General features: G+C 66.1%; 26 protein-coding genes and 1 tRNA gene. 20 read left to right on the top strand and 7 right to left on the bottom strand.

Features of this window, described 5'->3' with window-relative positions; translation table 11 throughout:
• Positions 1 to 57: 57 nt before the first annotated feature.
• Positions 58 to 2,025, bottom strand: a complete 1,968-nt coding sequence (gene dnaG, locus AC4PTO_RS03320; RefSeq protein ID WP_492731861.1) for a DNA primase — start codon at positions 2,023 to 2,025, stop codon at positions 58 to 60.
• Between the two features lie 350 nt (positions 2,026 to 2,375).
• Complete coding sequence (locus AC4PTO_RS03315) at positions 2,376 to 2,639, bottom strand: hypothetical protein (RefSeq protein ID WP_492731859.1); 264 nt, start codon at positions 2,637 to 2,639, stop codon at positions 2,376 to 2,378.
• 242 nt (positions 2,640 to 2,881) lie between these two features.
• Between AC4PTO_RS03315 and AC4PTO_RS03310 the strand changes: the two genes are divergently transcribed.
• The 3 genes from AC4PTO_RS03310 to AC4PTO_RS03300 all read left to right on the top strand — a co-directional run bounded on the left by AC4PTO_RS03310 (position 2,882) and on the right by AC4PTO_RS03300 (position 5,055).
• Complete coding sequence (locus AC4PTO_RS03310) at positions 2,882 to 3,388, top strand: TadE/TadG family type IV pilus assembly protein (protein ID WP_492731857.1); 507 nt, start codon at positions 2,882 to 2,884, stop codon at positions 3,386 to 3,388.
• Positions 3,388 to 4,026 (top strand): hypothetical protein, encoded by a 639-nt coding sequence (locus AC4PTO_RS03305; protein ID WP_492731853.1) that lies wholly within the window; start codon positions 3,388 to 3,390, stop codon positions 4,024 to 4,026. The genes AC4PTO_RS03310 and AC4PTO_RS03305 overlap by 1 nt, the downstream gene beginning before the upstream one ends.
• Positions 4,027 to 4,143: 117 nt before the next feature.
• Entirely contained in the window at positions 4,144 to 5,055 is a 912-nt protein-coding gene (locus AC4PTO_RS03300) for a pirin family protein (RefSeq protein ID WP_492731851.1), read from the top strand.
• Positions 5,056 to 5,073: 18 nt separating this feature from the next.
• Here the strand turns inward: AC4PTO_RS03300 and AC4PTO_RS03295 are convergent, their stop codons facing one another.
• Entirely contained in the window at positions 5,074 to 5,661 is a 588-nt protein-coding gene (locus AC4PTO_RS03295; RefSeq protein WP_492731849.1) for a TetR-type transcription factor C-terminal domain-containing protein, read from the bottom strand.
• 100 nt (positions 5,662 to 5,761) lie between these two features.
• On the opposite strand from AC4PTO_RS03295, the gene AC4PTO_RS03290 reads away from it, so the two are divergent.
• From AC4PTO_RS03290 to AC4PTO_RS03270, 5 genes are all read left to right on the top strand, one after another.
• On the top strand, positions 5,762 to 6,016 hold the full coding sequence (locus tag AC4PTO_RS03290) for a hypothetical protein (RefSeq protein WP_492731846.1): 255 nt from the start codon (positions 5,762 to 5,764) through the stop codon (positions 6,014 to 6,016).
• A 71-nt stretch (positions 6,017 to 6,087) separates the two neighbouring features.
• The gene (locus tag AC4PTO_RS03285; RefSeq protein WP_492731844.1) at positions 6,088 to 7,386 is read left to right on the top strand and encodes a homoserine dehydrogenase; all 1,299 of its coding nucleotides are present in this window, start codon (positions 6,088 to 6,090) and stop codon (positions 7,384 to 7,386) included.
• Positions 7,387 to 7,503: 117 nt separating this feature from the next.
• The gene (gene glpX / locus AC4PTO_RS03280) at positions 7,504 to 8,469 is read left to right on the top strand and encodes a class II fructose-bisphosphatase (protein WP_492731842.1); all 966 of its coding nucleotides are present in this window, start codon (positions 7,504 to 7,506) and stop codon (positions 8,467 to 8,469) included.
• A gap of 91 nt (positions 8,470 to 8,560) precedes the next feature.
• On the top strand, positions 8,561 to 10,303 hold the full coding sequence (recJ, locus tag AC4PTO_RS03275; protein WP_492731840.1) for a single-stranded-DNA-specific exonuclease RecJ: 1,743 nt from the start codon (positions 8,561 to 8,563) through the stop codon (positions 10,301 to 10,303).
• 134 nt (positions 10,304 to 10,437) lie between these two features.
• A tRNA-Glu gene (locus tag AC4PTO_RS03270) sits at positions 10,438 to 10,512 on the top strand.
• Between the two features lie 171 nt (positions 10,513 to 10,683).
• On the opposite strand, the gene AC4PTO_RS03265 is transcribed toward AC4PTO_RS03270, so the two are convergent.
• From AC4PTO_RS03265 to AC4PTO_RS03250, 4 genes are read right to left on the bottom strand one after another with little or no spacing between them, the layout of a single operon-like run.
• On the bottom strand, positions 10,684 to 11,811 hold the full coding sequence (locus AC4PTO_RS03265; protein ID WP_492731838.1) for an ABC transporter permease: 1,128 nt from the start codon (positions 11,809 to 11,811) through the stop codon (positions 10,684 to 10,686).
• On the bottom strand, positions 11,811 to 12,731 hold the full coding sequence (locus AC4PTO_RS03260) for an ABC transporter ATP-binding protein (protein ID WP_492731836.1): 921 nt from the start codon (positions 12,729 to 12,731) through the stop codon (positions 11,811 to 11,813). The genes AC4PTO_RS03265 and AC4PTO_RS03260 overlap by 1 nt, the downstream gene beginning before the upstream one ends.
• Positions 12,728 to 13,666, bottom strand: a complete 939-nt coding sequence (locus AC4PTO_RS03255; RefSeq protein WP_492731834.1) for an HlyD family secretion protein — start codon at positions 13,664 to 13,666, stop codon at positions 12,728 to 12,730. Before AC4PTO_RS03255 ends, AC4PTO_RS03260 begins: the two co-directional genes overlap by 4 nt.
• On the bottom strand, positions 13,663 to 14,304 hold the full coding sequence (locus AC4PTO_RS03250; RefSeq protein WP_492731832.1) for a CerR family C-terminal domain-containing protein: 642 nt from the start codon (positions 14,302 to 14,304) through the stop codon (positions 13,663 to 13,665). The genes AC4PTO_RS03255 and AC4PTO_RS03250 overlap by 4 nt, the downstream gene beginning before the upstream one ends.
• 231 nt (positions 14,305 to 14,535) lie before the next feature.
• Here AC4PTO_RS03250 and AC4PTO_RS03245 point away from each other — a divergent pair, with 231 nt between their 5' ends.
• The 12 genes from AC4PTO_RS03245 to urtA all read left to right on the top strand — a co-directional run bounded on the left by AC4PTO_RS03245 (position 14,536) and on the right by urtA (position 25,525).
• The gene (locus AC4PTO_RS03245; protein WP_492731830.1) at positions 14,536 to 15,354 is read left to right on the top strand and encodes an urease accessory protein UreD; all 819 of its coding nucleotides are present in this window, start codon (positions 14,536 to 14,538) and stop codon (positions 15,352 to 15,354) included.
• A 2-nt stretch (positions 15,355 to 15,356) separates the two neighbouring features.
• Positions 15,357 to 15,659, top strand: a complete 303-nt coding sequence (locus tag AC4PTO_RS03240; protein WP_492731828.1) for an urease subunit gamma — start codon at positions 15,357 to 15,359, stop codon at positions 15,657 to 15,659.
• A gap of 10 nt (positions 15,660 to 15,669) precedes the next feature.
• Entirely contained in the window at positions 15,670 to 16,239 is a 570-nt protein-coding gene (locus tag AC4PTO_RS03235) for a HupE/UreJ family protein (protein ID WP_492731826.1), read from the top strand.
• Positions 16,240 to 16,249: 10 nt separating this feature from the next.
• The gene (locus tag AC4PTO_RS03230) at positions 16,250 to 16,555 is read left to right on the top strand and encodes an urease subunit beta (RefSeq protein WP_492731824.1); all 306 of its coding nucleotides are present in this window, start codon (positions 16,250 to 16,252) and stop codon (positions 16,553 to 16,555) included.
• Position 16,556: 1 nt separating this feature from the next.
• On the top strand, positions 16,557 to 18,266 hold the full coding sequence (ureC, locus tag AC4PTO_RS03225; protein WP_492731822.1) for an urease subunit alpha: 1,710 nt from the start codon (positions 16,557 to 16,559) through the stop codon (positions 18,264 to 18,266).
• A 9-nt stretch (positions 18,267 to 18,275) separates the two neighbouring features.
• Positions 18,276 to 18,746, top strand: a complete 471-nt coding sequence (locus tag AC4PTO_RS03220; protein ID WP_492731820.1) for an urease accessory protein UreE — start codon at positions 18,276 to 18,278, stop codon at positions 18,744 to 18,746.
• Entirely contained in the window at positions 18,736 to 19,380 is a 645-nt protein-coding gene (locus tag AC4PTO_RS03215) for an urease accessory protein UreF (RefSeq protein ID WP_492731819.1), read from the top strand. Before AC4PTO_RS03220 ends, AC4PTO_RS03215 begins: the two co-directional genes overlap by 11 nt.
• Positions 19,377 to 20,009, top strand: coding sequence for an urease accessory protein UreG (gene ureG, locus AC4PTO_RS03210; protein WP_492731817.1), 633 nt, complete (start codon positions 19,377 to 19,379; stop codon positions 20,007 to 20,009). Before AC4PTO_RS03215 ends, ureG begins: the two co-directional genes overlap by 4 nt.
• Positions 20,010 to 20,055: 46 nt before the next feature.
• Positions 20,056 to 21,894 (top strand): sugar phosphorylase, encoded by a 1,839-nt coding sequence (locus AC4PTO_RS03205; RefSeq protein ID WP_492731815.1) that lies wholly within the window; start codon positions 20,056 to 20,058, stop codon positions 21,892 to 21,894.
• Positions 21,894 to 22,700: an HAD-IIB family hydrolase gene (locus AC4PTO_RS03200; protein WP_492731813.1), complete on the top strand. Its 807-nt coding sequence runs from the start codon at positions 21,894 to 21,896 to the stop codon at positions 22,698 to 22,700. Before AC4PTO_RS03205 ends, AC4PTO_RS03200 begins: the two co-directional genes overlap by 1 nt.
• On the top strand, positions 22,700 to 23,917 hold the full coding sequence (locus AC4PTO_RS03195; protein WP_492731811.1) for a glycosyltransferase family protein: 1,218 nt from the start codon (positions 22,700 to 22,702) through the stop codon (positions 23,915 to 23,917). The genes AC4PTO_RS03200 and AC4PTO_RS03195 overlap by 1 nt, the downstream gene beginning before the upstream one ends.
• Before the next feature lie 327 nt (positions 23,918 to 24,244).
• A complete protein-coding gene (gene urtA / locus AC4PTO_RS03190) occupies positions 24,245 to 25,525 on the top strand; it encodes an urea ABC transporter substrate-binding protein (RefSeq protein WP_492731809.1) in 1,281 nt (426 codons plus the stop codon).
• Positions 25,526 to 25,567: the final 42 nt, after the last annotated feature.

The raw sequence follows: 25,567 nt of genomic DNA, 5'->3' as shown, positions 1-25,567 counted from the left end.
TTATCGAATCACCGGGGCGAATCACAGGGCCGATTCCCCCTGCCGCCCCCGCGGTCATTACTGCTTCTTCTTGCGCCAGACCTCGCCGTCGATGAGGGCCTGCAACTGGGCGGACAGCGCGGCGCGGTCCTCTCCCATGTCGGAATTGTCGTCCAGCCGGGACCGCTCGGCGCGGTGGTAGGCCGTCGCCGCCTGCGTAAGCCGCCAGGTCACGCCTTCATCGGCAAGTCCGCTCAGATCCTCCATCGCATCCTCGATCTCGGCACGCACGGCGCGGGCGGCATCCAGCTTGGCAAGCTCTTCCGCCAGGCACATCCGCGCAAGATCCGTTTCCTCCGTATTCGTCACGGGGGGCGCAATGCGGACATGGGGCAGCGACATCAGCTTTTCAACCTCACCGCGCGCATCGCTCAGAATGCGTTCACGGATTGCGGGGGCCGGGTCGTGGGCGTGCATCAGCATCAGGTGGCGCAGCCGTTCGTGATCGGGGTCGGCCATGTGCACGGCGTCGAGCTGGCTTTCGAAACCGGCGATCAGCGCGGGATGGGTGGTGCAGATCGCCAGGATCATCGCCTCGCGCAGATACTCGGCCACGGCGTCGTTTCCGGTCGCGGCCAGAAGCGTGGATTTCGTCGCGGGCAGCGGATGCAGGTTCGGCAGGGGCCAGCCCTGGCGCTTGCCGCCACCCCGCCAGGCGCCCTGCCCGCCTGCGGCCGGGGCCGCAACGTCGCGCTTGCGGCCATTGCCGAACAGCTCCCACCGCAGGCGCTTGATCTCTTCGCCGTAATGGGCGCGGATCGACGGGTCCGCCACGCGCCGGATCGCGGCGCGCAGACTCTTGTCCAGGGCGGCCTTGCGCTCGGGGCTGTCGAAAAGCTTGCCCTCGGTTTCACGCTGCCAGAGCAGGTCGACCATCGGTCGCGCCTCGGCGATCACCTTGGCCATCGCCTCGCGCCCCTGCGCGCGGATCAGATCGTCGGGGTCCTGCCCGCCGGGCAGGACGGCAAAGCGCAGCCCCTTGCCCGCCTCGAGCAGCGGCAGCGCAAGGTCGATCACCCGCAGCGCGGCGCGCAGGCCCGCCGCATCGCCATCCAGCGCGATCACCGGCTCATCATGGATGCGCCACAACAGGCGCAACTGGTCCTCGGTCACCGCCGTGCCGAGGGGCGCCACCGCGCCGCCGAAGCCCGCCTCGGCCAGCGCGATCACATCCATGTAGCCCTCGGCCACGATCAGGGCCGCACCCTTGCCGCAGGCCTCGCGCGCGGGGCCGTGGTTGTAAAGGTTGCGCCCCTTGTCGAACAGTTCGGTCTCGGGCGAGTTCAGATATTTGGCATTGTCATTGGGGTCCATCGCCCGCCCGCCGAAGGCGATGCAGCGGCCCCGCGCATCGCGGATCGGGAACATGATCCGGTTGCGAAAGACATCATAGGGCGCGCGGCCCTTGGTGGAGGGTTTCGCCAGCCCCGCGCCCAGGATCAGATCCTCGGCGATGCCCTTGGCACGCAGCGCGTCCCACAGCCCCTGCCAGCCGTCGGGCGCAAAGCCGATCTCGAAGCGGGCAAGCGCGTCCGGCGACAGCCTGCGCCGGGCAAGATAGTCGCGCGCCGCCGCGCCGCCCTGCGTGGACAGGTTCATGCGGAAGAACTTCACCGCCTCTTCCATGACGGCCGCCAGCTCGCTGCGCCGGTCGGCCTTTTGCGCGGCCACCGGATCGCGGGCGGGCATCTGCATGCCGGCCTCGCGCGCCAGAATCTCGACCGCTTCCATGAAGCCGACGTTCTCGGTCTCGCGTACGAAGGACAGCGCGTCGCCCTTCGCATGGCAGCCGAAGCAATAGTAATAGCCCTTGCGGTCGTCGACGTGAAAGCTCGCGGATTTTTCCTGGTGGAAGGGGCACGGCGCCCACATGTCGCCCTTGGCCTGATTGGACTTGCGCATGTCCCAGACGACCTTGCGCCCCACCACCTGACTGATGGAGACGCGATTGCGAAGTTCGTCCAGGAATCCGGGGGGCAGCGACATGCCATCTATATTGGCCCGCGCAAGACAAGAGTCGAGGGGGCACCACGGCGCAAAGGCAGGTTTTCCGCGCCGCTCGGATCGCCTTTCCGCAGCTTTCCTGGCGGGCCGCTTTTCTTCGTCCCCCTCACGGCGAAAGACAACCGGCACTTGCCTAGGGACCGAATCATCCCTGCCGGGAAACACATTTCGAACGCATCGGGCCCACATACATTAAACGAATCTTACTGGAGCCCTTCATTTTCCGCCCCAAAGCGGTGCAGATCGCAGCCATTCCCGCAACAACGCAACGTAACCTTGACCCAGTGTCCCCGTTCCGGCACCAATCGCGGCACGCTGCGCTATAAATCGCCTCAATTTCGCCCCATGATTTGGGCTAGAGACTGAGGGTGCGCCTCCGTCAGTGATTCCGGCGGCGCGGCAATGGCGACAAAGAACGCCATGCGAAGGTGGTGAAAGGGTATGAAGATGGCCATGTTTGATGCCAGCAGCAAAGGTGTGCAGTTCCTCGGACTGCGTGACCGCGTCGCTCGCTTTGCGCGCGACGAGGAAGGCTCGCTCATCATCCTGTCGTTGCAGATCTTCCTGATCATGATGATCACGACCGGCATCGCCATCGACATCGTCCGCCAGGAAGAACGCCGGACCCTGATCCAGGCCACGCTGGACCGCGCGATGCTGGCTGCGGCCGATCTCAACCAGTCGCTCGACTCCGCCGAAGTGGTGAAGGACTATTTCGCCAAGAGCGGGCTTTCACACATCAAGGTCGTCCCCATCGTCGTTGACCAGGATATCCACTCTCTTGCGGCCCCGGCGCTTCCTGCGCTCGGAGACGGGGGCAGCGTCGATCCCGGCGGTCATGATGCTTCCCGTCTTCCTGACGATCATGTTCTCCAGCGTCGAGCTGGGGGTGATGATCCTGCGTCAGACGCTGTTCGAACGCGGTGTGGATCTTTCTGTGCGCATCCTGCGCCTTGGGATCGAACCCATGCCCTCGCACGATCTTCTGAAGAAATCGATCTGCAACAACATCGCCTTCATCCCGAACTGCACCCAGAACCTTGCCATCGACATTTTCGAGGTCGACAAGGCGGACTGGACCTCCAGCGGATCGGGCAGAAGCGCGACCTGCACCGACAAGACGCTGGCCGATCCACCCGACGTGGTGCTTCAGCGCGGTCAGAGCAACCAGTTGATGCTGCTGCGCGCCTGCCTCAAGGCCTATCCGATGATGCCGGGCGTCGGCTTCGGCGCCGCGCTGAGAAAGGATGCCGCTGGCCAGTTCGCAATGGTCACTACGACCGCATTCGTCAACGAGCCACGCGCAAATAACGTGGCCAGCAGCTCTTCTGGCGGAGGCAGCTGATGAAAACGCTTCGTCATCTTCGCCAATACGCACGCCAGTGGCTTTCCAGCACGCGCGGCTCGATGCCCGTCGAAGGCATGATGGGCATGTTGCTGCTGATCGGCTGGTTCGCGGTTTCGTTCCAGTTCTACGACGCTTTCCGCACCAAGGCGATCAATACCCGCGCCTCATACACGGTTGCGGACCTGATTTCGCGCGAATCTGACCTTGTCGGGCCGAAATACGTGGCCGGGCTGCAAAAGGTCTTCAACTACATCACCAATTCGAACGCGGCGAAGCAGACCTGGATTCGCGTAACGCTGATCTATTGTGATGCCTATGACAATCGCCCCTGCGACGGCGTTTCAAAAGAATTCTCGCTCGAGAATTCCTATGCAACGGATGGCAAGGCAAAGCACACCAAGACCACGATCAATCAGGAAGCCTTCCGCATTCCGAAAATGCCTGTCGGCGATACTGCGGTGGTCGTCGAGACCTCGTATTTCTACAACCCGTTCCTCGGGATTGGCGAACGTGAATTCCGTACCGGCGGGAATACGATGTTTACCCGGATCGGGCTGCATTCGAAGCTGCGCTTCTCCAATTTCGTGGTGACCCGCCCGCGCGGCCCGCGCGTGGCATGGGACGACAGATACTGACCTGACCGTATTGTGCGGCATTGTGCGGCGAGGCACAGACGTTGTGTCGTCGTCGCTCTTTCCGCTTATGACCTCACGCCCTATCTTCAGCTTCTGCCCTATATGAGGAGCTGAACCATGTCTCTCCGCCCCGTCATCGAAACCCGCCTGTCGCAACCCACGCTGGAAGGCGCAGGCGTGCATCTTCGCCGCGCCTTCGGCTTTGGCGATCCGGCCGAGGCCGATCCGTTCCTGCTGTTCGACGATTTCCGCGGAGAACGCCCGGCGGATTACCAGGCGGGCTTTCCCTGGCATCCGCATCGCGGCATCGAAACCATCACCTATGTGCTGGCCGGGTCCGTCGATCACGGCGACAGCCTGGGCAATCGCGGCACCCTGGGGGCCGGCGATGTGCAGTGGATGACCGCCGGGCGCGGCATCCTGCATCAGGAAATGCCCACCGGAAACGCCGCGGGTCAGATGCACGGCTTTCAGCTTTGGGCCAACCTGCCGTCGGACCTGAAGATGACCGCGCCGCGCTATCAGGACGTGACGGGCGCCGAAATCCCCGAGGTGATCGACGATGACGGCACCCGCGTGAAGATCATCGTGGGCGAGTTCTGGGGGCAGCGCGGCCCTGTCGACGGCATTGCCGCCGAGCCGCAATACCTCGACATCTTCATCCCGGCCGGGGTGAAGAAGCGCTTCCGCATCGACACCTATCGCCGCGCCTTCGCCTATGTCTTCGAAGGGGCCGCCGCTTTCGCCGATGCCTCCCGGCCCTCGGGCGTGCTGCTGGAGAAAGAGGTGATGGGCCAAGAGGTCAACATCCGCGACATGTCTGGCAACCGCACGCTCGTGCGGTTCGGCACGGGCGACGAAATCGTGGTCCAGGCGGGCGAGGAAGGCGTGCGGTTCCTGCTGATCTCGGGCGCGCCGATCGCGGAGCCGGTGGCCTGGCACGGCCCCATCGTGATGAACACCCGCGAGGAAATCCTTCAGGCGATGGCAGAGCTGCGCAACGGCACCTTCATCCGGCCCGAACACTGATGCCCGGCCCGGCGCCCCTCAGGCGCCGGCCGCCTTGCGCACCATGTCCCAATAGATGCCCTCGACCGTGGGGCGGTCCAGCCGCCCCCCCTCGCGGAACCAGGTATTGACGCCGGTCAGCATGGCGATGATCGCCAGCGTCGCCAGCTTCGTGTCGGGCAACGACAGACTGCCATCCGCCTGCCCCGCCTTCAGGATCAGCTCCAGCTCGTTCTCGTAGCTTCGCCGCAGCGCCTCGATCCGGGCGAAATTCTCGGGGCCGAGGTTGCGCAACTCCATATAGGACAGGAACACCGCCTCGGCGCGTTCAAGGTTGAAGCGGATATGGAAGCGCACGAAATGCTCCAGCGCCTCAAGGGGGGTATCGCCGCGCGGCGCCTGCGCCCAGGCGGCCAGCAGATCCTCCATATGCGTCTTGAGAAGGTCGAACAGCAGCGCCTCCTTGTCGGAGGTATAAAGATAAAGCGCACCGGCCTGCACCCCGACCGCCGCCGCGATCTGGCGCATCGAGACCGCGGCAAAGCCGTGGCGCGCAAAAAGCTGCTGCGCAGCGGCGCGGATGCGCGGGCCGGTAATTTCGGAATGGGAGCCTGTCTTGCGTGCCATGCGGGCAGGTTAACTGAACGAGTGTTCATTATCAAACCCCCTCTGGCGCAGATCCCGCCCTGCCCTTATCCTGCGCCCGCACCCAAGCTGCGGAGATCCGATGCGCCCCCTTGCCGCCCTTCTTGCCATTTGCCTCCTGGGCGCCTGCGCGCAGACCGACCCCCCGCCGACCAACGGCGCATATCCCCGCCTGCTGCCGCTGGAAGACATCCTACCCCCCGAGACGCAGGCCGAGGGCGATCCCGCCGCCGCGCTTGCGGCCCGCGCCGCGGCACTTCGGGCCCGCGCAAACCGGCTGCGCGCGCCCGTGATCGACGAGCCCCCGCCACAGCCCGCAGGAACCGCTGCGCCCTGAACGCTCGCGCGTTGCAAGCCCCGGACCTTCGCTGTAACAGGACGGGGATAGCGATCTTGCAGGAGTTCACCATGTCCAGCCAGCCCGGCCCCGTCCTTCGCCTTGGCATTGCCGGACTTGGCACCGTGGGCATCGGCGTGGTGAAGATCGTGCAACGCCATGCGGACCTGTTGCAGGCCCGCGGCGGCCGCCCGGTGGCGATCACCGCCGTATCGGCGCGCGACCGCACCAAGAACCGCGATGCGGATCTTTCCGGATATGCCTGGGAAACCGATCCCGTCGCCCTTGCCCGGCGCGACGATGTGGATGTGTTCATCGAACTGATGGGGGGCCATGAAGGCCCCGCCCGCGCCGCCACCGAAGCCGCGATCGCAGCCGGCAAGGACGTGGTCACCGCCAACAAGGCGCTTCTGGCCCATCACGGCCAGGCCCTTGCCGAGGCCGCCGAGGCCGCCGGCCGCGTCATCCGTTTCGAGGCCGCCGTGGCGGGCGGCATCCCGGTGATCAAGGCCCTGACCGAGGGGCTTGCAGGCAACGCGATCCGCCGCGTGATGGGCGTGATGAACGGCACCTGCAACTATATCCTGACGCGGATGGAAAGCGCGGGCCTGCCCTATGACACGGTCTTCGAAGAGGCGCGCCAGCTTGGCTATCTCGAGGCCGATCCCAACCTTGACGTGGGCGGGATCGACGCGGGCCACAAGCTGAGCATCCTGGCCGCGATCGCCTTCGGCACGCAGGTCAGCTTCGACACGGTCGAGCTGGAGGGCATCGGCCGCATCTCGATCGACGATATCCGCCGCGCGGGCGACATGGGCTATCGCATCAAGCTTCTGGGCGTGGCGCAGATGACCGGCCGCGGGCTGGAACAGCGGATGACGCCCTGCCTCGTGCCCGCCAGCTCGCCCCTGGGGCAGTTGCAGGGCGGCACCAACATGGTGGTGCTGGAAGGCGACAGCGTGGGCCAGATCGTGCTGCGCGGCCCCGGTGCGGGCGAAGGGCCCACCGCAAGCGCGGTGATGGGCGATGTGGTCGATATCGCGCGCGGCCTGCGCCTGCCCACCTTCGGCCAGCCGGCCACCAGCCTTGCGATGCCGACGCCCGCACGGGCCAACGCGCCCGCCCCCTACTATCTGCGGCTGCACCTGCTGGACAAGCCCGGCGCCCTGGCCAAGGTGGCCACGGTTCTGGGCGATTCCGGCGTCTCGATTTCCCGCATGCGGCAATACGGGCATGAAAGCGCCTCGGCGCCGGTGCTGATCGTCACCCACAAGACGACCCGCGACGCCATCGACCACGCGATCGCCGGGATCCCGGCGACCAATGTCGTCGAGGGCGCCCCCGTCGCCATCCGCATCGAGGAAGTCTAGCGCCGGGCCGGCCGGATCGTTAGCGTTCTCAGGCTTGTAGTTCGCCCCCCGAAGGGATTAGGTGGCACCATCCCATGCGCAACCGGGCGCGATTGCCCCTGCTGATAGGAAATGTTCATGACCCCGCTTTCCGATTTCAACGACCGTATGTTGTCACTGGGCCTTGCCCGCGTGTCCGAAGCGGCCGCCCATGCCTCGGCGCGCCTGATTGGGCGGGGCGACGAAAAGGCCGCCGATCAGGCCGCCGTCAACGCCATGCGCGACCAGCTCAACATGCTTGAGATCAAGGGCGTCGTCGTCATCGGTGAAGGTGAGCGGGACGAAGCCCCGATGCTGTTCATCGGCGAGGAGGTGGGCACCGGCACCGGCCCCGCCGTCGACATCGCGCTCGACCCGCTGGAAGGCACGACCCTGACCGCGAAGGACATGCCCAACGCGCTGACCGTGATCGCCATGGCGCCGCGCGGCACGCTGCTGCACGCGCCCGATGTCTACATGGACAAGCTGGCCATCGGGCCGGGCTATCCCAAGGATGTCGTCTCGCTGGACATGAGCCCCTCGGAACGGGTTCTGGCGCTTGCGAAGGCGGGCGGCGTGAAGCCTGCGGACATCACCTGCTGCATCCTCGAACGTCCGCGCCACGAAGACCTTATTGCCGAGGTCCGCGACACGGGCGCCGCGATCCGCCTGATCACCGATGGCGACGTGGCCGGCGTGATCCATTGCGCCGAGGCCGACATCACCGGCATCGACATGTATATGGGGTCGGGCGGCGCGCCCGAGGGCGTGCTGGCGGCTTCCGCGCTCAAATGCATGGGCGGCCAGATGTGGGGCCGGCTGACCTTCCGCAACGATGACGAACGTGGCCGCGCGCGCAAGGCGGGCATCACCGATTTCGACCGGATCTATTCGCGCGACGAAATGGTGACCGCCGACGTGATCTTCGCCGCGACCGGCGTCACCAACGGCTCGATCGTCAAGGGTGTGCGGCGCGAACCCCATTTCATCGAGACCGAAACCCTTCTGATGCGCTCCAAGACGGGCTCGGTGCGCCGGATGATCTACCGCAACCCGATCCGCTGACGGCGCGCCCCGGCGGGGCCTGTCGCGGATTTCCGCATCTTCCCTGCCCCGCCCCATGGCGGGGCAGTCGCATTTTCGCTATCGAGGACAGATGAACAGTTTTCTCGGAGTGGATCAGTCCCTGACCGGGCGGCGCTGGATCGGCCCCGGCGCCGAAGCCGACCGGCTGGCCGAGGCGATGGCACAGGAAACCCGGCTGCCACTGCCGCTTGCGCGGATCCTTGTGGCCCGCGGCGTGCCCCCGGCCGAGGCCGCCGCCTTTCTGGAACCCACCCTGCGCGACCTGCTGCCCGACCCGCGCAGCCTGAAGGACATGGAGCGCGCGGCGGCGCGCTTCCTGGCCGCGCTGCGCAACAGGGAACGGATCGCGGTCTTTGCCGATTACGACGTGGACGGCGGCGCCTCGGCCGCACTGCTTCTGGGCTGGCTGCGCGCCATGGGGCAGCAGGCAACGCTTTATATCCCCGACCGCATCGACGAGGGCTATGGCCCCAACGCCCCCGCGATGGCCGCCCTTGCGCGCGATCACGGCCTGATCGTCTGCGTCGATTGCGGCACGCTTTCGCACGAACCGATCGCGGCGGCTCAGGGCGCCGATGTCGTGGTGCTCGACCACCATCTCGGCGGGGAAACGCTGCCCCCCGCCCTGGCCGTCGTCAATCCCAACCGGCAGGACGAAGAGGGCGATCTTGGCCATCTTTGTGCGGCCTCGGTCGTGTTCCTGATGCTGGTCGAGGCGAACCGGCAATTACGTGCCGAGGATCTGGCCGGCCCCGACCTCATGGCGATGCTTGACCTTGTGGCGCTTGCGACTGTGGCCGATGTGGCCCCGCTGACCGGGGTGAACCGGGCGCTGGTGCGGCAGGGGCTGAAGGTGATGGCGCGGCGCGAACGGCCGGGGCTTGTGGCGCTTTCGGATCTGGCGCGGATGGATCAGGCGCCCAACACCTATCACCTGGGGTTTCTTCTTGGCCCGCGCGTCAATGCCGGCGGGCGGATCGGCGCGGCCGATCTGGGCGCGCGGCTGCTGGCCTGCGATGACCCGCACGAGGCCCGCGCCCTGGCCGAACGCCTCGATGCGCTCAACACCGAGCGGCGCGAGATCGAGAACCGCGTGCGCGAGGCCGCCTTGGCCCAGGCCGAGGCGCGCGGCCTCGATGCGCCGCTGGTCTGGGCCGCCGGCGAGGGCTGGCACCCCGGCGTGGTCGGGATCGTGGCCGCCCGGCTGAAAGAGGCGACCAACCGCCCCGCCGTGGTGATCGGCCTTGACGGCGATCAGGGCAAGGGCTCGGCCCGGTCGGTCAATGGCGTGGACCTGGGCGCGGCGGTGCAGCGCGTCGCCGCCGAGGGGCTGCTGCTCAGGGGCGGCGGGCACCGCATGGCCGCAGGCCTGACCGTCGCGCGCGACATGCTGGAGCCCGCAATGGCGCGGCTGTCCGAACTGCTGGCCCGGCAGGGCGCGGGCAGCCGGGGACCGCGCGATCTGCGCCTTGACGGGCTGCTGATGCCCGCCGCCGCCACCCCCGACCTGCTGCACGAGATCGAGCGCGCCGGCCCCTTCGGCCAGGGCGCCCCGGCCCCGCGCTTCGCCTTTCCCGCCGCCCGGATCACCGCCCCACGCCGGATCGGAGAGACCCATCTGCGCTTCGGTTTCGGCGACGGCACCGGCCCCACCCTTGAGGCCATCGCCTTCGGCGCCTTCGACGGCCCGCTCGGCCCCGCCCTCGGCACCCCCGGCGCCGACCGGTTTCACCTTGCCGGCAGGCTGGAGATCAACACATGGGTTGGCAGAACCAAGGTGCAACTGCGCCTTGAGGACGCGGCGAAGGCCTGAAAAACCAAGGTTTTGCATCCGTTTCGGTGCGCTGGAAAAGTTGCGAAAAACGCAAAAAAGCCTCTTGCGAGTCACGCCCAGCTAGCCTAAACACCGCTCCACGCCGCGCGCGACAAAGCGCTGCGGCCTTCGGTGGCCCGTTCGTCTATCGGTTAGGACGTCAGGTTTTCAACCTGAAAAGAGGGGTTCGACTCCCCTACGGGCTGCCACTTTTCCCTCCTTCAACTGACTGAAATACTTGTTGAAGTCATTTGCCGCGTTGCGGGTCGGCCGCATGAGCCGTTGACGCGAGGGATCGCTGCGACATCGGGCGTGGTGCTGCCTGCTTGACCTCGGGCGCCGCATACCTGTGCCAGTGGTCCATCGGGCCATCGCGCCGCCTAGTCCAACGTACGCCGGAAGCGCAGCTGCGCCAGCAGCGAAAAGCCCAGCACGAAAAGCGTCAGCGCAAGGAAGGGTCCCGCGATGGTTCCGACCTCGGCGCCCTTCAGCATGACGGCGCGGATCAGCCGCAGGAAATGCGTCAGCGGGAAGATCTCGCCCAGATACTGGGCCCATTGCGGCATGCCGCGAAACGGAAACATGAACCCCGACAGCATGAGCGAGGGCAGGAAGAAGAAGAAGGTCAGCTGCATGGCCTGCATCTGTGTCCGCGCGATGGTCGAGATCAGGTATCCCAAGATGACCAGTGCCAGTACGAAGATGAAGATGCCCGCCAACACCACATGCAATCCGCCCACGAAGGGCACCGCAAAGACGAAGCGCGCCGAGACCAGCACCACCACGACCTGCACCGCCCCCACGGCCAGATAGGGCAGGATCTTTCCCAGCATGATCTCGAACGGGGTCGCGGGCATGGACAGCAGGTTTTCCATCGTGCCGCGCTCGGTCTCGCGGGTCAGCGCCATGGCGGTCATCATCACCATGGTCAGTTGCAGGATCACCCCCAGAAGGCCGGGCACGATGTTGTATTGGGTGATCCCCTCGGGGTTGTAGCGGCGGTGCACCACGATCTCGGGCGCGGGGGCGGTGCCGGTGGCCGCCATCCCGGCCTCGCGGCGCAGGGCCAGGCCCGCCACCGTGCTGAGCGTCGAGATCGCGCCCGAGGCGACCGCCGGGTCCGTCGCATCCGCCTCGATCAGGATCGCGGCATTGTCGCCCCGCTCGATCCGGCGGCCGAAATCGGACGGAACGGTGACGACGAAGGCCACATCCCCGCGGGTAATCATGTCTTCGGCCTCGGGGGCCGTCGCGTCCGGGGCGATGAAGCGGTAATACCCGGTCAGCTCCAGCGCACTGACCATGGCACGGGTGAACCTGTCCTGCGTAGGCGCGACAAGCGCCGCGGGCAGCTCCTTGGGGTCGGTATTGATCGCAAAACCGAACAGCATGAGCTGCAACAGCGGCACCCCGATCATCATCGCGAAGGTCACCCTGTCGCGGCGCATCTGGATGGTTTCCTTTGCCAGAAGGGCGCGCAACCGGGTGAGTGAGAAAAGCCCGCCCATCACATGTTGTCCTCGGCATTGCCCATGAGCTGGATGAACACATCCTCAAGGCTGGTCTCGGAGGGGACCGTCTTGCAGCCGGTTTGCGCCGCCACCCGCGCCACGCTTGTGCGCAGTGCCGCGCCATCCCGCCCCACCACATGCAGCGTCGCCCCGAAATGCGCGACCTGATCGACCCCGGGCGCGCCGCTCAGCGCCCGCGCAGCGGCGGCGGTATCCGCGCCGGTCACGACCATGGTGCTGAGGCCCGCATCGCGCACCACTTCCGGCACCGTCCCGCGGGCGATCAGGTTGCCATAAGAGATATAGGCGATGCGATGGCAGCGCTCGGCCTCGTCCATGTAATGGGTCGAAACCAGAACCGTCAGCCCGCCATCGGCCAGGCGGTGGATCTCGTCCCAGAAGTCGCGCCGCGCCTTGGGGTCCACGCCTGCCGTCGGCTCGTCCAGCATCAGAAGGTCGGGCTTGTGCATGATGCAGGCCGCCAGGGCGAGGCGCTGCTTCCACCCGCCCGATAGCGACCCCGCCAACTGGTTCCGGCGCGACCCGAGGCCCAGATCCTCCAGCGTGTCCTGCACGATCCGGCGCGCGGGGCGCATGCCGTAAAGCCCCGCGACGAAGCTCAGATTCTCGCGGATCGTCAGATCCTCGTAGAACGAGAAGCGCTGCGTCATGTATCCGACGCGGCGCTTGATGGCGCGGCGATCCTTGCGGATGTCGAGGCCAAGCACCTGCCCCTCGCCGCCGCTTGGCTCCAGCAGGCCGCACATCATGCGGATCGTCGTGGTCTTACCCGAGCCGTTGGGGCCCAGAAACCCCATGATCTCGCCCTTCCTGACCGACAGGCTGATGCCGTTCACCACGGTCCTGTCGCCGAAACGCTTGCTCAGGTCGGTGACGCTGATCGCGGCCTCGCTCATGGCAGGGCCACGTTCACGATCTGGCCGGGTTTGAGGGCATGTTCTCCCTCCGGGCGGGCCTCGATCAGGTAGACCAGTTTCTGGCGGCTTTCGAGCGAGTAGATGACCGGCGGCGTGAATTCCGGCTGGTCCGCGACATAGCTGATCCGCGCGCGCAGGCCCGACGCGCAGCCATCGCAGCCGACCTCCAGCAGATCCCCGACCGAGACCTTCTCATAGGCCGCTTCGGGGATGTAAAGCCGCAGCTTCACCGCCCCATCGGCCAGAACCGACAGGACCGGCGCGGCCGGGCCGGCGATCTCGCCGCTCTGGCGGATGACATCGACAACGGTCACGGGCTGCGGCAGGGACAAGCTGCGCTGTTCAAGCTGCCATTCCATGCGCGCGCGAACGGCCTTGGCGGCGGCAACGGCGGCCTTGGCGCGCGCAATGGCCTGCGGGCGCGCCGGAAGCCGGGCCACAGCCAGTTCGGCCGTCACCTGCGCCACCCGCGCATCCGCGACATCGGCGCCCGTGATCGCATCCTCGCGCTGCGCCTCGGTCGTGACGCCGCGCTCCGACAGGCGGATCACCCGGTCGCGCTCGCGCCGGGCCTCGTCGGCCTGAAGCCGGGCCGAGGCAAGGGTGGCCTCGATCACGTCGATCTCTTCGGGGCGCGCGCCTTCCAGCAGGTCCGCGAGCTGGCTTTCGGCCTGCGCAAGATTGGCCCCGGCCTCGGCAAGGGCGATCTCGGCATCCTGCCGTTCCATCGTGACCAGAACCTCGCCCGCGGCGGCCCGGTCCCCGCGCTGCACCGCCACCGTGGCAACCTGGGCCGTCGCCACCGGGGCGACCAGCGTATATTCGCCTTCGACATAGCCGGTGGCGAACGGCGCGGGCGGCGCGCAGGCGGCAAAAAGCGACGCAATCACGGGAAGGCTGCACAGCAGGCTCATGTCCGGCCCCTTTCTGCGGCGGCGCGAAGGTTTTCCAGCACCGCGTCGACGATCTGATCCACTTCGGACGGCCCGATCGCGCCCCATTCCATGCGGCGGGCCACGAAGGGCCGGGCGATGCGGAAATACAGGATCTGGCCGATGAAGGTGAAAACCGCCAGCTTGACCTCGGCGGCTTCGGCGGGCTTTCCGGTGACGGCCGACCAGAGCGTGCAGAACCGCGCATGGCGGGGCTGGAAGAACTGCGCGAAAAGCTGCTCGGCGACATCGCCGGGATCGGTCAGCTCGCGCAGCACGAAAGGCACGAAATCCCCCGCCTCGGCCGAAACAAGCAGCATGCGGGCAAAGGCGCGCATGGCTGCCTCCATCTCTTGCAGGGCGGCCTGCGGGTCGGGCGGCGCGGGGGCTGCGTCGGGCATGACGATGGCGTTTTCCAGCCGCTCGACCACATGCAGGGCGCAGGCCTGCCGCAGCCCCGCCTTGCTGCCGAAATGATAGGCGATCGAGGCGACATTCGTGCCGGCGCGCTCTGCCAGCGCCCGGGTCGAGGTGCCCTCGAACCCGCCGCGCCCGAACAGGTGCAGCCCTGCGGCGATCAGCTTCGCCCGCGTTCCGGTTTGGGGTTCGTTCATTGTCATGCGGGAATTTTTAATCAATCGTTTGATTAAATCAAGCCGGAATGATGCCGCACCCGCATATCGCCTTTGCACGGTTTTCAGGCACGCCCCCGCAATTTCGCCCAGTATTTCGCCAAATACCACCAACCAGGCACACCAGAGCGGCCAGAGAGTGCCCGACGAACCGCGCCTGTGGGACAAAGCTCGGGTCTTGCAACGGGGGAAGAAATCAACGCGCCGTCCGAAATATTCGTGCCGGAGGCACATCGCGCCCAGCCGCGCGCCCTTGGCGAGGCCCTGGTCTCGGTCCGGGTGCAGGGGGATGGGCCGACCCGGCTTGACCGGCTGCGCCAGGCGGGCGCGCTGAAGCTGGTCTTTCCGCGCCCGCGTGGCCGCGGCCTTGATGCCGTCATGGTCAACACCGCGGGCGGCGTGACCGGGGGCGACCGCTTCGGCCTTCACGCAGAGGCCGGCCCCGGCGCGCATCTGACCCTCACCACCCAGGCGGCCGAGCGGATCTATCGCGCCCAGCCGGGCGAAACCGCCCGGATCACGACGACCCTTTCCGTTGCCGAAGGGGGCCGGCTGAACTGGCTGCCGCAGGAAACCATCCTCTTCGAGCGCTGCGCCTTGCGGCGGCGGCTGACGATCGAGCTGGCCACGGATGCGCGCCTGCTGATGGCGGAACCCCTGATCCTCGGGCGCGCGGCGATGGGCGAAACGCTAAGCGATATCCGCTTTCACGACCGGGTCGAGATCCGGCGCAACGGGAACCCGCTTTATCTTGACGGGATCGCGCTTGAGGGGAACGCCGCCGCCCGCATGGCGCGCCCCGCGACGGGCGCGGGCGCCGGGACGCTTGCCAGTCTTGTCTATGTCGCCCCCGATGCCGCTGCGCAGCTTGATGCCCTGCGCGTCGAACTGCCCCCGACGGGCGGCGCCTCGCTTCTGGGCGAAGACATTCTGGTGCTGCGCCTTCTTGCCCCCGACAGCTTTCTTCTGCGCCGCACGCTCGTGCCGATCCTCGAGCGGCTGACCGATAACGCCCTGCCCACCGTCTGGAGGCTTTGACCATGCAACTGACCCCGCGCGAAAAGGACAAGCTGCTTGTGGCGATGGCCGCCGAGATCGCGCGCAAAAGGCTCGCGCGCGGGGTCAGGCTCAACCACCCCGAGGCGATCGCCCTGATCACCGATGCGGTTGTCGAGGGCGCGCGCGACGGCCGTTCGGTCGCCGACATGATGGAGGCCGGCGCCCATGTCCTTACCCGCGCGCAATGCATGGAGGGCATCCCCGAGATGATCCCCGAGGTGCAGGTCGAGGCCACCTTCCCCGACGGCACCAAGCTTGTCACCGTCCACAATCCGATCCGCTGAGGAGATCCCGATGAAACGCCTGCTGATCCTTCCCGCCCTTTTCGCCGCGACACCCGCCTTCGCCCATCTCGACCCCGCGGCGCACGGATCGTTCGCGGCGGGCTTCAGCCATCCGGTCTTCGGCCCCGACCACATCCTTGCGATGGTGGCGGTGGGGCTTTGGGCCACGGTAATGGGCGGGCGGGCGCGCCTCGTGTTGCCCATGGCCTTTGTCGGCACGATGAGCGCGGGCTTCGCGCTTGCGCTTGCGGGCATGCCGCTGCCGATGGTCGAGCCGATGATCCTTGCCTCGGTGCTGCTTCTGGGGGTTCTGACCGCGCTTGCCCTGCCCCTGCCGCTTGGCGTTGCGGCCACGATCACCGGGGCGCTTGCGCTGTTTCACGGCCATGCCCACGGGGCCGAGATGGGCGGCGCCACGGCCCTCTCCTATCTTGCGGGCTTTGCGCTTTCCACGGCGTTTCTGCATGCCGCCGGCGTGCTGGGCGGGATGCTTCTGGCGCGGTTCGGCGGCCCGATGCTGACCCGCGCGGCGGGGGTTCTGGTGGCGCTTTCGGGCTCTGCGCTCGTGCTGGCCGGCTGAGGCGCGCGCGATGATCCCCGGAGAGCTTTTCCCCGCCGAAGGCCTGCTGACGCTGAATGCCGGTCACACCGCGATCACGCTGATGGTTGCCAATACCGGCGACCGCCCGGTGCAGGTGGGCAGCCACTACCATTTCGCCGAAACCAACCCGGCGCTGGACTTCGACCGCGGGGCCGCGCATGGCCACCGGCTTGACATCGCCGCGGGCACCGCCGTGCGCTTCGAGCCGGGCCAGCGGCGCGAGGTGCAACTGATTCCGATCAGCGGCGCCCGGCGCGTCTTCGGCTTCAATCAAAAGGTCATGGGAGAGCTTTGAGATGCCCCGCGAGATTTCCCGTGCAGACTACGCCTCGATGTTCGGCCCCACCACGGGCGACAGGCTGCGGCTGGCCGACACCGACCTGATCATCGAGGTCGAGCGCGACCTGACCACCTATGGCGAAGAGGTCAAGTTCGGCGGCGGCAAGGTGATCCGCGACGGCATGGGCCAAAGCCAGGTCACGCGGGCAGCCGGGGCCGTCGACACCGTCATCACCAATGCACTGATCGTCGATCACAGCGGGATCTACAAGGCCGATGTCGGGCTGAAGGACGGCCGGATCGCACGGATCGGCAAGGCCGGAAACCCCGACACCCAACCCGGCGTCGACATCATCGTCGGCCCCGGCACCGAGGTCATCGCGGGCGAAGGCAGGATCCTGACGGCGGGCGGCTTCGACAGCCATATCCATTTCATCTGCCCCCAGCAGGTAGAGGATGCGCTGCATTCGGGCGTGACCACGATGCTGGGCGGCGGCACCGGCCCCGCGCATGGCACGCTTGCCACCACCTGCACGCCCGGCCCGTGGCATATCGGGCGGATGTTGCAGGCCGTCGACGGGCTGCCGATGAATATCGGCATCTCGGGCAAGGGCAACGCCTCACTGCCGGCCGCGCTGGAAGAGATGGTGATCGGCGGCGCCTGCGCGATGAAGCTGCACGAGGACTGGGGCACCACGCCCGCCGCGATAGATTGCTGCCTGTCGGTGGCTGACGCCATGGATGTCCAGGTGATGATCCATACCGACACGCTGAACGAATCCGGCTTTGTGGAACAAACGGTGGCGGCGCTGAAGGGCCGCACGATCCACGCCTTTCATACCGAGGGCGCGGGCGGCGGCCATGCGCCCGACATCATCAAGATCTGCGGCGATCCGAACGTCCTGCCCTCATCGACCAATCCGACGCGGCCCTTCACGGTGAACACGCTCGAAGAGCATCTCGACATGCTCATGGTCTGCCACCACCTCGACAAGTCGATCCCCGAGGACGTGGCCTTCGCCGAAAGCCGCATCCGGCGCGAGACGATCGCGGCCGAGGACATCCTGCACGACATGGGCGCGTTCTCGATCATCGCCTCGGACAGCCAGGCCATGGGGCGCGTGGGCGAGGTCATCATCCGCACCTGGCAGACCGCCGACAAGATGAAGAAGCAGCGTGGCCGGCTGGCCGAGGAACGCGGCGGGAACGACAATTTCCGCGTCCGCCGCTACATTGCGAAATACACCATCAACCCCGCCATCGCGCATGGCGTGTCAGAGGCCATCGGCTCGGTCGAGGTGGGAAAACGCGCCGATCTGGTGCTGTGGAACCCGGCCTTTTTCGGGGTAAAGCCCGAAATGGTGCTGATGGGCGGCATGATCGTCTGCGCCCAGATGGGCGATCCCAACGCCTCGATCCCGACGCCGCAGCCGGTCTATTCGCGCCCGATGTGGGGGGCGATGGCGCGGGCGGTCGAACACTCGGCCGTGACCTTCGTCTCGGCGGCCGCGGAAGCCTCGGGCATCCGGGCGCGGCTGGGGCTCGCCAAGCAGGTGCTTGCCGTGAAGAACACGCGCGGGATCGGCAAGAAGGATCTGATCCTGAACGCCGCCCTGCCCCGGATCGAGGTCCATCCCGAAACCTACGAGGTGCGCGCCGACGGCGAGCTTCTTACCTGCCAGCCCGCCACGGTGCTTCCCATGGCGCAACGCTATTTCCTGTTCTGAGGTCTTCCGATGTCCACCCTTCCCACCGCCCAAAGCGTCCTGCCCCGTTCGGAATGGGGCGGCCCCACGCTGGTCTGTACGCTGGATTACGACGCCCGCTTCCTGCGCCGCAAGCGCCTTGAAAGCGATTGCGGCACGGCGTTTCTGGTCGATCTGGCGCAGACCACCTCGCTTGACGAAGGTGACGTGCTGGTACTGTCCGACGGGCGCGGCGTGATGATCCGGGCGGCGGCCGAAGACCTTCTGGAGGTGCGCGGCGACCTGCCCCGGCTGGCCTGGCATATCGGCAACCGCCACACGCCCTGCCAAATCGGGCCCGACCGCCTGCTGATCCAGCGCGATCCGGTCATCGCCCACATGCTGGAACATCTGGGCGCGCAAACCGCCCCCGTGCGCGAAGCGTTCCGCCCCGAAGGTGGCGCCTATGGCCACGGGCGCACACATGCGCATGAACACGGACACACCGCCCATGCGCATTGAAGCCGCGCTGATCCTGTCGCAATGGTTCTCTCCGGCCTATCCGGTGGGCGGCTTCGCCTATTCGCACGGGCTGGAGACCGTCGTGCAGGACGGCACCCTGCGCAGCGCGGCGGCCTTGCGGGTATGGCTCGAGGATGTGCTGCTGCATGGCAGCGGACGCAATGACGCGATCCTTCTGGGCGCGGCATGGCGGGCGCGTTCACAGGCCGAAACCGACAGGATCGACGCCACCGCGCGCGCCTTTGCTGCCTCGGCCGAGCGGCTGCGCGAAAGCGCGCTTCAGGGCGCGGCCTTCGCACGCACCACGGCGGCCCTGACCGGGCATGACATCGCCGCGCCGACCTATCCCGTGGCAGTCGGGCGGGCGGCGGGGCTGGCCGGGCTTCCGCTGGAACCTACGGTGGCGATGTTCCTGCAGGGCGTGATGTCGAACCTTGTATCCACCGCCGTCCGGCTTGTGCCCCTTGGCCAGACCGAGGGGCAGGCCGTGCTTGCGCATCTGTCGCCGCTTTGCGCGCGTGTGGCAGCGCAAACCGCCGGGCTGACGCCCGAGGACATGACAAGCACCGCCTTCCTCTCCGATATTGCCGCGATGCGGCACGAAACCCTCACCACAAGGCTTTTCCGCTCATGACCCGAATGAACGGCCCCCTGCGCATCGGGATCGGCGGCCCGGTCGGCGCCGGCAAGACCACGCTGACCGCCCGGCTTGCCCAGGCGATGCACCCGGCCATTTCGGTCGGGGTCATCACCAACGACATCTACACCCGCGAGGATGCCGAGGCGCTGATGCGCATGCAGATCCTGCCCTCGGACCGGATCATCGGCGTGGAGACCGGCGGCTGCCCGCATACCGCGATCCGCGAGGATGCCTCGATCAACCTTGCCGCCGTGGCCGAGATGCAGGCCCGCCACCCCGAACTGGAGGTGGTGCTGATCGAAAGCGGCGGCGACAACCTGTCGGCCACCTTCAGCCCCGAGCTTGCCGATGTGACCGTCTATGTGATCGACGTGGCCGCAGGCGAGGAAATTCCCCGCAAGGGCGGCCCCGCAATCACCAGATCCGATCTTCTGATCATCAACAAGACCGACCTCGCGCCCCATGTGGGCGCCTCGCTCGAGGTCATGGACCGGGACGCGGCGCGGATGCGCGGGACGCGGCCCTATCTTTTTGCATCCCTGCGCAAGGGCGAGGGCGTGGATGAAATTCTGGACCACCTGTCCCGGATCGGAGGGCTTGCACCGCTGGCAGAGCGGGCCTGAGAAGATCCGCAACGCAACCCGCGCGGGTTTTGCAAAGCGAGGTCGAATGACCAAGGATACCGAGATGCGGCACACGGATGCCGGCCCGCCGGAGGACACTGCCCCGACCCGGCCGGAAGCAGCAGACAGGCGCGATGCCACGCATCTGCCGGGCAAGCTCGGAGAGGGGTTGCGCCAGCTTGTCGGCACGCTTTACCCCGACGCGGATGCAGGCGCGCTGGTTGATCGGATCGCAAGCACTTTCTGGCCCGACGGGCGGGCGCTGCGGCGCAAGGCGCGCAACGCGGGAAATACGCTCTGGAGCCAGGCCGACAATTACGTCATCACCTATGGCAATTCGATCACCGACGGGGAACACCGCCCGCTGGACCTGCTGCGTGATTTCGCAAGCCGCTACCTGTCGGACGCGATCCGCGGCATCCATATCCTGCCCTTCTTTCCCTTCACCTCGGATGACGGTTTCGCGGTCACCGATTATTTCGCGGTCAACAGCCAGCTGGGATCGTGGCAGGACATCGGCCGCATCGGTGCCGAGTTCCGGCTGATGTCGGATCTGGTGCTCAACCACTGCTCCAGCCAGAGCCCGTGGTTCAGCGACTATCTTCAGGGCCATGCCCCCTATGACCGCTTCTTCTTCGAGGCCGACCCCGCTGCGGATCTGAGCGAGGTCGTCCGCCCTCGCGCCCACGCACTTCTGCGCAGGGTGGAAACCGCGAACGGCCCCCGGCATGTCTGGTGCACCTTCAGCCAAGATCAGGTGGATTTCGACTTTTCCAACCCTGAGGTCTTGCTGGCGTTCCTCGAAGTCCTGCGCGCGCATGTCGATCACGGTATCGGCACCGTGCGCCTGGATGCCGTGGCCTTCCTGTGGAAAGAGATCGGCACCCCTTGCATCCACCTGCCCCAGACCCACGCCGTCATCCGCCTCATGCGGCTGTTGCTGGACTACAATGACAAGCCGGTGGTGATCGTCACCGAGACCAACGTGCCCAATGCCGAGAACCTGAGCTACTTCGGCAATCGCAACGAGGCGCATGTCATCTACAACTTTCCGCTGCCGCCCCTTGTGTTGCACGCGCTTCTCAATGGCACCGCGCGCCATTTGCGCAACTGGCAGATGGCAATGCCCCCGGCCCCGCTTGGATGCACCTACCTGAACTTTACCGCATCGCATGACGGGATCGGGATGCGCCCGGCCGAGGGGCTGATCCCGGAAGAGGACATCGCCGGCATGATCGCGGCCGTGCAGGGGTTTGGTGGCCTCGTGTCGATGCGGGGCACGCCCGATGGCGGCCAGAAGGTCTATGAGATGAACGTCTCGCTTTACGATGCGCTTGGCGGCACGGTGCACGGGCGCGACGAGTTGAACATGGAGCGGTTCCTTTGCTCTCAGGCCATTGCCATGGCGCTTGAAGGAATTCCGGCCTTCTACATCCATTCTCTTCTGGCCACGCCCAACGATACCGACGGCGTCGAGAAACTGGGCTACAATCGCGCCATCAACCGGCGCCCTTTGGATTACCGGGAATTGCAGAACCTGTTGGCCGATCCGGACAGCACCACCGCACAGGTTTTCGGCACACTCAAGCGCATGATCGGGCTGCGTAGCCGACAGGCAGCCTTCCACCCCAATGCCACCCAGTTCACGCTGCAACTGCCCGATGAGATCTTCGGCTTCTGGCGTCAAAGCCTCGATCGCGCCCAAAGCATCTTCGTGCTCAACAACGTCACCGACCAGCCGCAAGAGATTCCGGCGCTGTCGCTCAACCTGATCGACGGGCACAACTGGTTCGATCTTCTGACAGACGAGCCGGTTGACGAGAAAGGCGGCACCATCCGCCTTGCGCCCTATCAGTCGCGCTGGATCACCAATGGGGCCGCTTGATGAAGCGTGCACCCCGGATCATCGTCTTCACGGACCTTGACGGCACATTGCTAGATCATGACAGCTACAGCTATGCCCCCGCGCGCCCCGTTCTGGAACGGATGCGCCGCGAGGGAATTGCGCTCATCCTCGCCTCCAGCAAGACCGCCACCGAAATGTCCGGGCTGCGCGCCGATCTGGGCTTTGCCGATTGCCCGGCGATCGTGGAAAACGGTGCGGGGCTTCTGCCTGCCGGGCAAGGCCGCCCCGGAGATACGGCCACGCATCGGCGGCTGCGCGCGGCGCTCGATACCCTGCCCGCGGTGATGCGCGCGCAGTTCAGCGGATTTTCCGACTGGACTGTGGAACAGCTTGCCGCACTTACCGGCCTTTCGCCGCACGCTGCCCTGCGGGCCCGGGCGCGCGACTTCTCGGAGCCGGGCCTGTTTACTGGTGACGATACCGAAAGGGCGCGCTTCCTTTCCGCGCTTGAAAAGGCCGGTGTGCATGCACAATCCGGCGGCCGTTTCCTGACCCTGTCGCTCGGCAAGGTTTCAAAAGCCGACCAGATGGCGGGCATCGCCGCGCAATATCCCCTGCCCCGCATCACCGTGGCGCTCGGTGATGCGCCCAACGATACAGCGATGCTGGAAACTGCCGATTACGGCATTGTCATCCCCAACCCCGCGCATGCGCCCCTGCCGATGCTGCGCAACGAGGCCGCAGGCCGCATTCGCCGCGCCCGCCTTCCCGGACCCGCGGGATGGGCCGCATCGCTATCGGCCCTTATCGACGAGTTGCACCAAAGCACCGACCAGGAGGTATAGTGTCCGATTTTCACCAGACAGGCAGCGTCGCCACGCTTCACAGCCTCAACCAGCGCCCGATCGACGATCTGGAACGCCACCTGAAGATCTTTGCCGAAAAGCGCAAGATCACGTTGATCCTGCCCTCTTTGTTCTCGGAGCTTGAAACCCCTGCCCTTGCCGGCATCCTGGATGAGTTGGAGGGCGCATCGTATATCAACCATATCGTCATCGGCCTCGACCGGGCCGACGCCGAGCAGTTCGCCTTTGCGCGCAACTATTTCGCACGCCTGCCGCAACGCCACGACATCCTTTGGAACGATGGCCCGCGTCTGCGCCAGATCCATGACGGCCTGCAAAGGGCCGGCCTTGCCCCGGCCGAACCCGGCAAGGGACGCAATGTGTGGTATTGCATCGGCCACGCGCTCGCCTCGGCCGATTCTGACGTGGTCGCGCTGCACGATTGTGACATCGTCACCTATAAGCGCGAGATGCTGTCCCGCCTTGTCTACCCGGTCGCCAATCCCGAATTTCCCTATCAATTCTGCAAGGGATATTATCCACGCATCGCCGATCAGCGGCTTGGCGGCCGGGTAACGCGCCTTCTGGTGACGCCGCTTCTGCTGGCCCTTCAGAAATGTTTCGGCGCGCATGACTACCTGGAATACCTGAAGGGCTTTCGCTACCCGCTGGCCGGAGAGTTCGCCATGCGCACCGCTATCCTGCCGGACATGCGCATCCCCTCCGACTGGGGGCTGGAGATCGGCGTGTTGTCCGAGGTCTGGCGCAACCTGTCGCGCCACGCGATCTGTCAGGCCGATATCTCGGACCGCTACGATCACAAGCACCAGCCCCTGTCCGAAGACGATGCGACCAACGGGCTGTCGCGGATGTCGATGGACATCTCGAAATCGCTTTTCCGCAAGCTGGCCACCGACGGGGTAACCTTCTCGAACGAGCATTTCCGGACGCTCAAGGCCACCTATTACCGCATCGCGCTGGACCTGCTGGAAGCTTACTATAACGACGCACGCATGAACGGCCTGACGCTCGACCGCCACGGCGAGGAAAAGGCGGTTGAACTTTTCGCGGCAAATATCGTCGAGGCAGGCAACGTCTTTCTGGAAAACCCGATGGAGACGCCCTTCATCCCGAACTGGAGCCGCGTGCTGGCGGCCAATCCCGACATCCTGCAACAGATCGCCACGGCAGTCGCCGAGGACAGCCTGACCCGTTAGGCACCGCGCCTGCGCCCGGCAATCCGGGGCGCCGGGCGATCACATTCTGCCACCATCCTTTGCATCGCCCCCGGCAACTGCCAAGAATTCGGGCAATACCCGCGATCTGGCGCCTTTGCTTGCGGAATCCCCCAGCCCGCCATTGCCGCATTGCAGCATTACCGGCTTCATCGTCACGCCGGGCATCGGGCCAGGCAAATGGGTGTGCGGTGGAGAATGGCCTGCAACTCCGTCCCCACCGCACTGGGTGCAATGAACATTGCCGTCCAAGGATAAGCCGATTTTCCGCTGCCGGAAAGATACGGACGGCTCTTGAAGGGGACACAGATGACGCGACTTAAGACATTTCTGCTCAGCAGCGCGATGGGCGCACTGGCCGCCGGCTCTGCCTGGGCCGCGGATGACACGATCAAGATCGGTGTGCTGCACTCCTTGTCCGGAACCATGGCGATCTCGGAAACCACGCTGAAGGATACCGTCCTGATGCTGATCGACGAGCAGAACGCCAAGGGCGGCGTGCTTGGCAAACAGCTCGAGGCCGTGGTGGTCGACCCGGCATCGGACTGGCCGCTTTTCGCCGAGAAGGCGCGCGAGCTGATCACCGTGTCGGATGTGGACGTGATCTTCGGCTGCTGGACATCGGTCAGCCGCAAATCGGTGCTGCCGGTCATCGAGGAGCTGAACGGGCTGCTGTTCTACCCGGTGCAGTACGAGGGCGAGGAAAGCTCGAAGAACGTCTTCTACACGGGCGCGGCGCCGAACCAGCAGGCGATCCCGGCCACCGACTATTTCCTGGACGAGCTGGGGGTAGAGAAGTTCGCGCTTCTGGGGACCGATTATGTCTATCCGCGCACGACCAACAACATCCTTGAAGCCTACCTCAAGTCCAAGGGCATCCCGGCCGGGGACATCTTCGTGAACTACACGCCCTTCGGGCATTCCGACTGGTCCAAGATCGTGGCCGACGTGGTGGCCCTTGGCGCGGACGGCAAGAAGGTCGGCGTGATCTCCACCATCAACGGCGACGCCAATATCGGGTTCTACAAGGAACTGGCCGCCGCCGGCATCAGCGCCGACGACATCCCCGTTGTGGCCTTCTCGGTCGGCGAGGAAGAGCTGTCGGGCCTCGATACCTCGAACCTCGTGGGGCACCTGGCGGCTTGGAACTATTTCGAAACCGCCGAAAGCGAGGCCAACGAGGCCTTCGTCGCCGCATGGAAGGCGCGCATGGGGGAAAACCGCGTGACCAACGATCCGATGGAGGCCACCTATATCGGCTTCAACATGTGGGTCCAGGCGGTCGAGGCCGCGGGCAGCACCGACACCGATCCGGTGGCCGCCGCGATGATCGGGCAGGAATTCCCGAACCTGACCGGCTCGGCCGCAACGATGCTGCCCAACCACCACCTGACCAAGCCCGTCCTGATCGGCGAAATCCGGGCGGACGGCCAGTTCGACATCATCAGCCAGACCGAGCCGGTGCCGGGCGATGCCTGGACCGATTTCCTGCCGGAATCGGCGGTGCTGACCTCGAATTGGAAAGACCTGAACTGCGGTATGTACAACACCGAGACCGCGACCTGCGTCCAGATGCAGTCGAACTACTGACCGGCCCGCGAGAGGGGGGGCTTCCCCCCCCCTTTCGCCCAT

This window comes from Rhodobacter maritimus (genome assembly GCF_058747975.1).
This window is presented reverse-complemented; position numbering and strand designations above follow the sequence as displayed.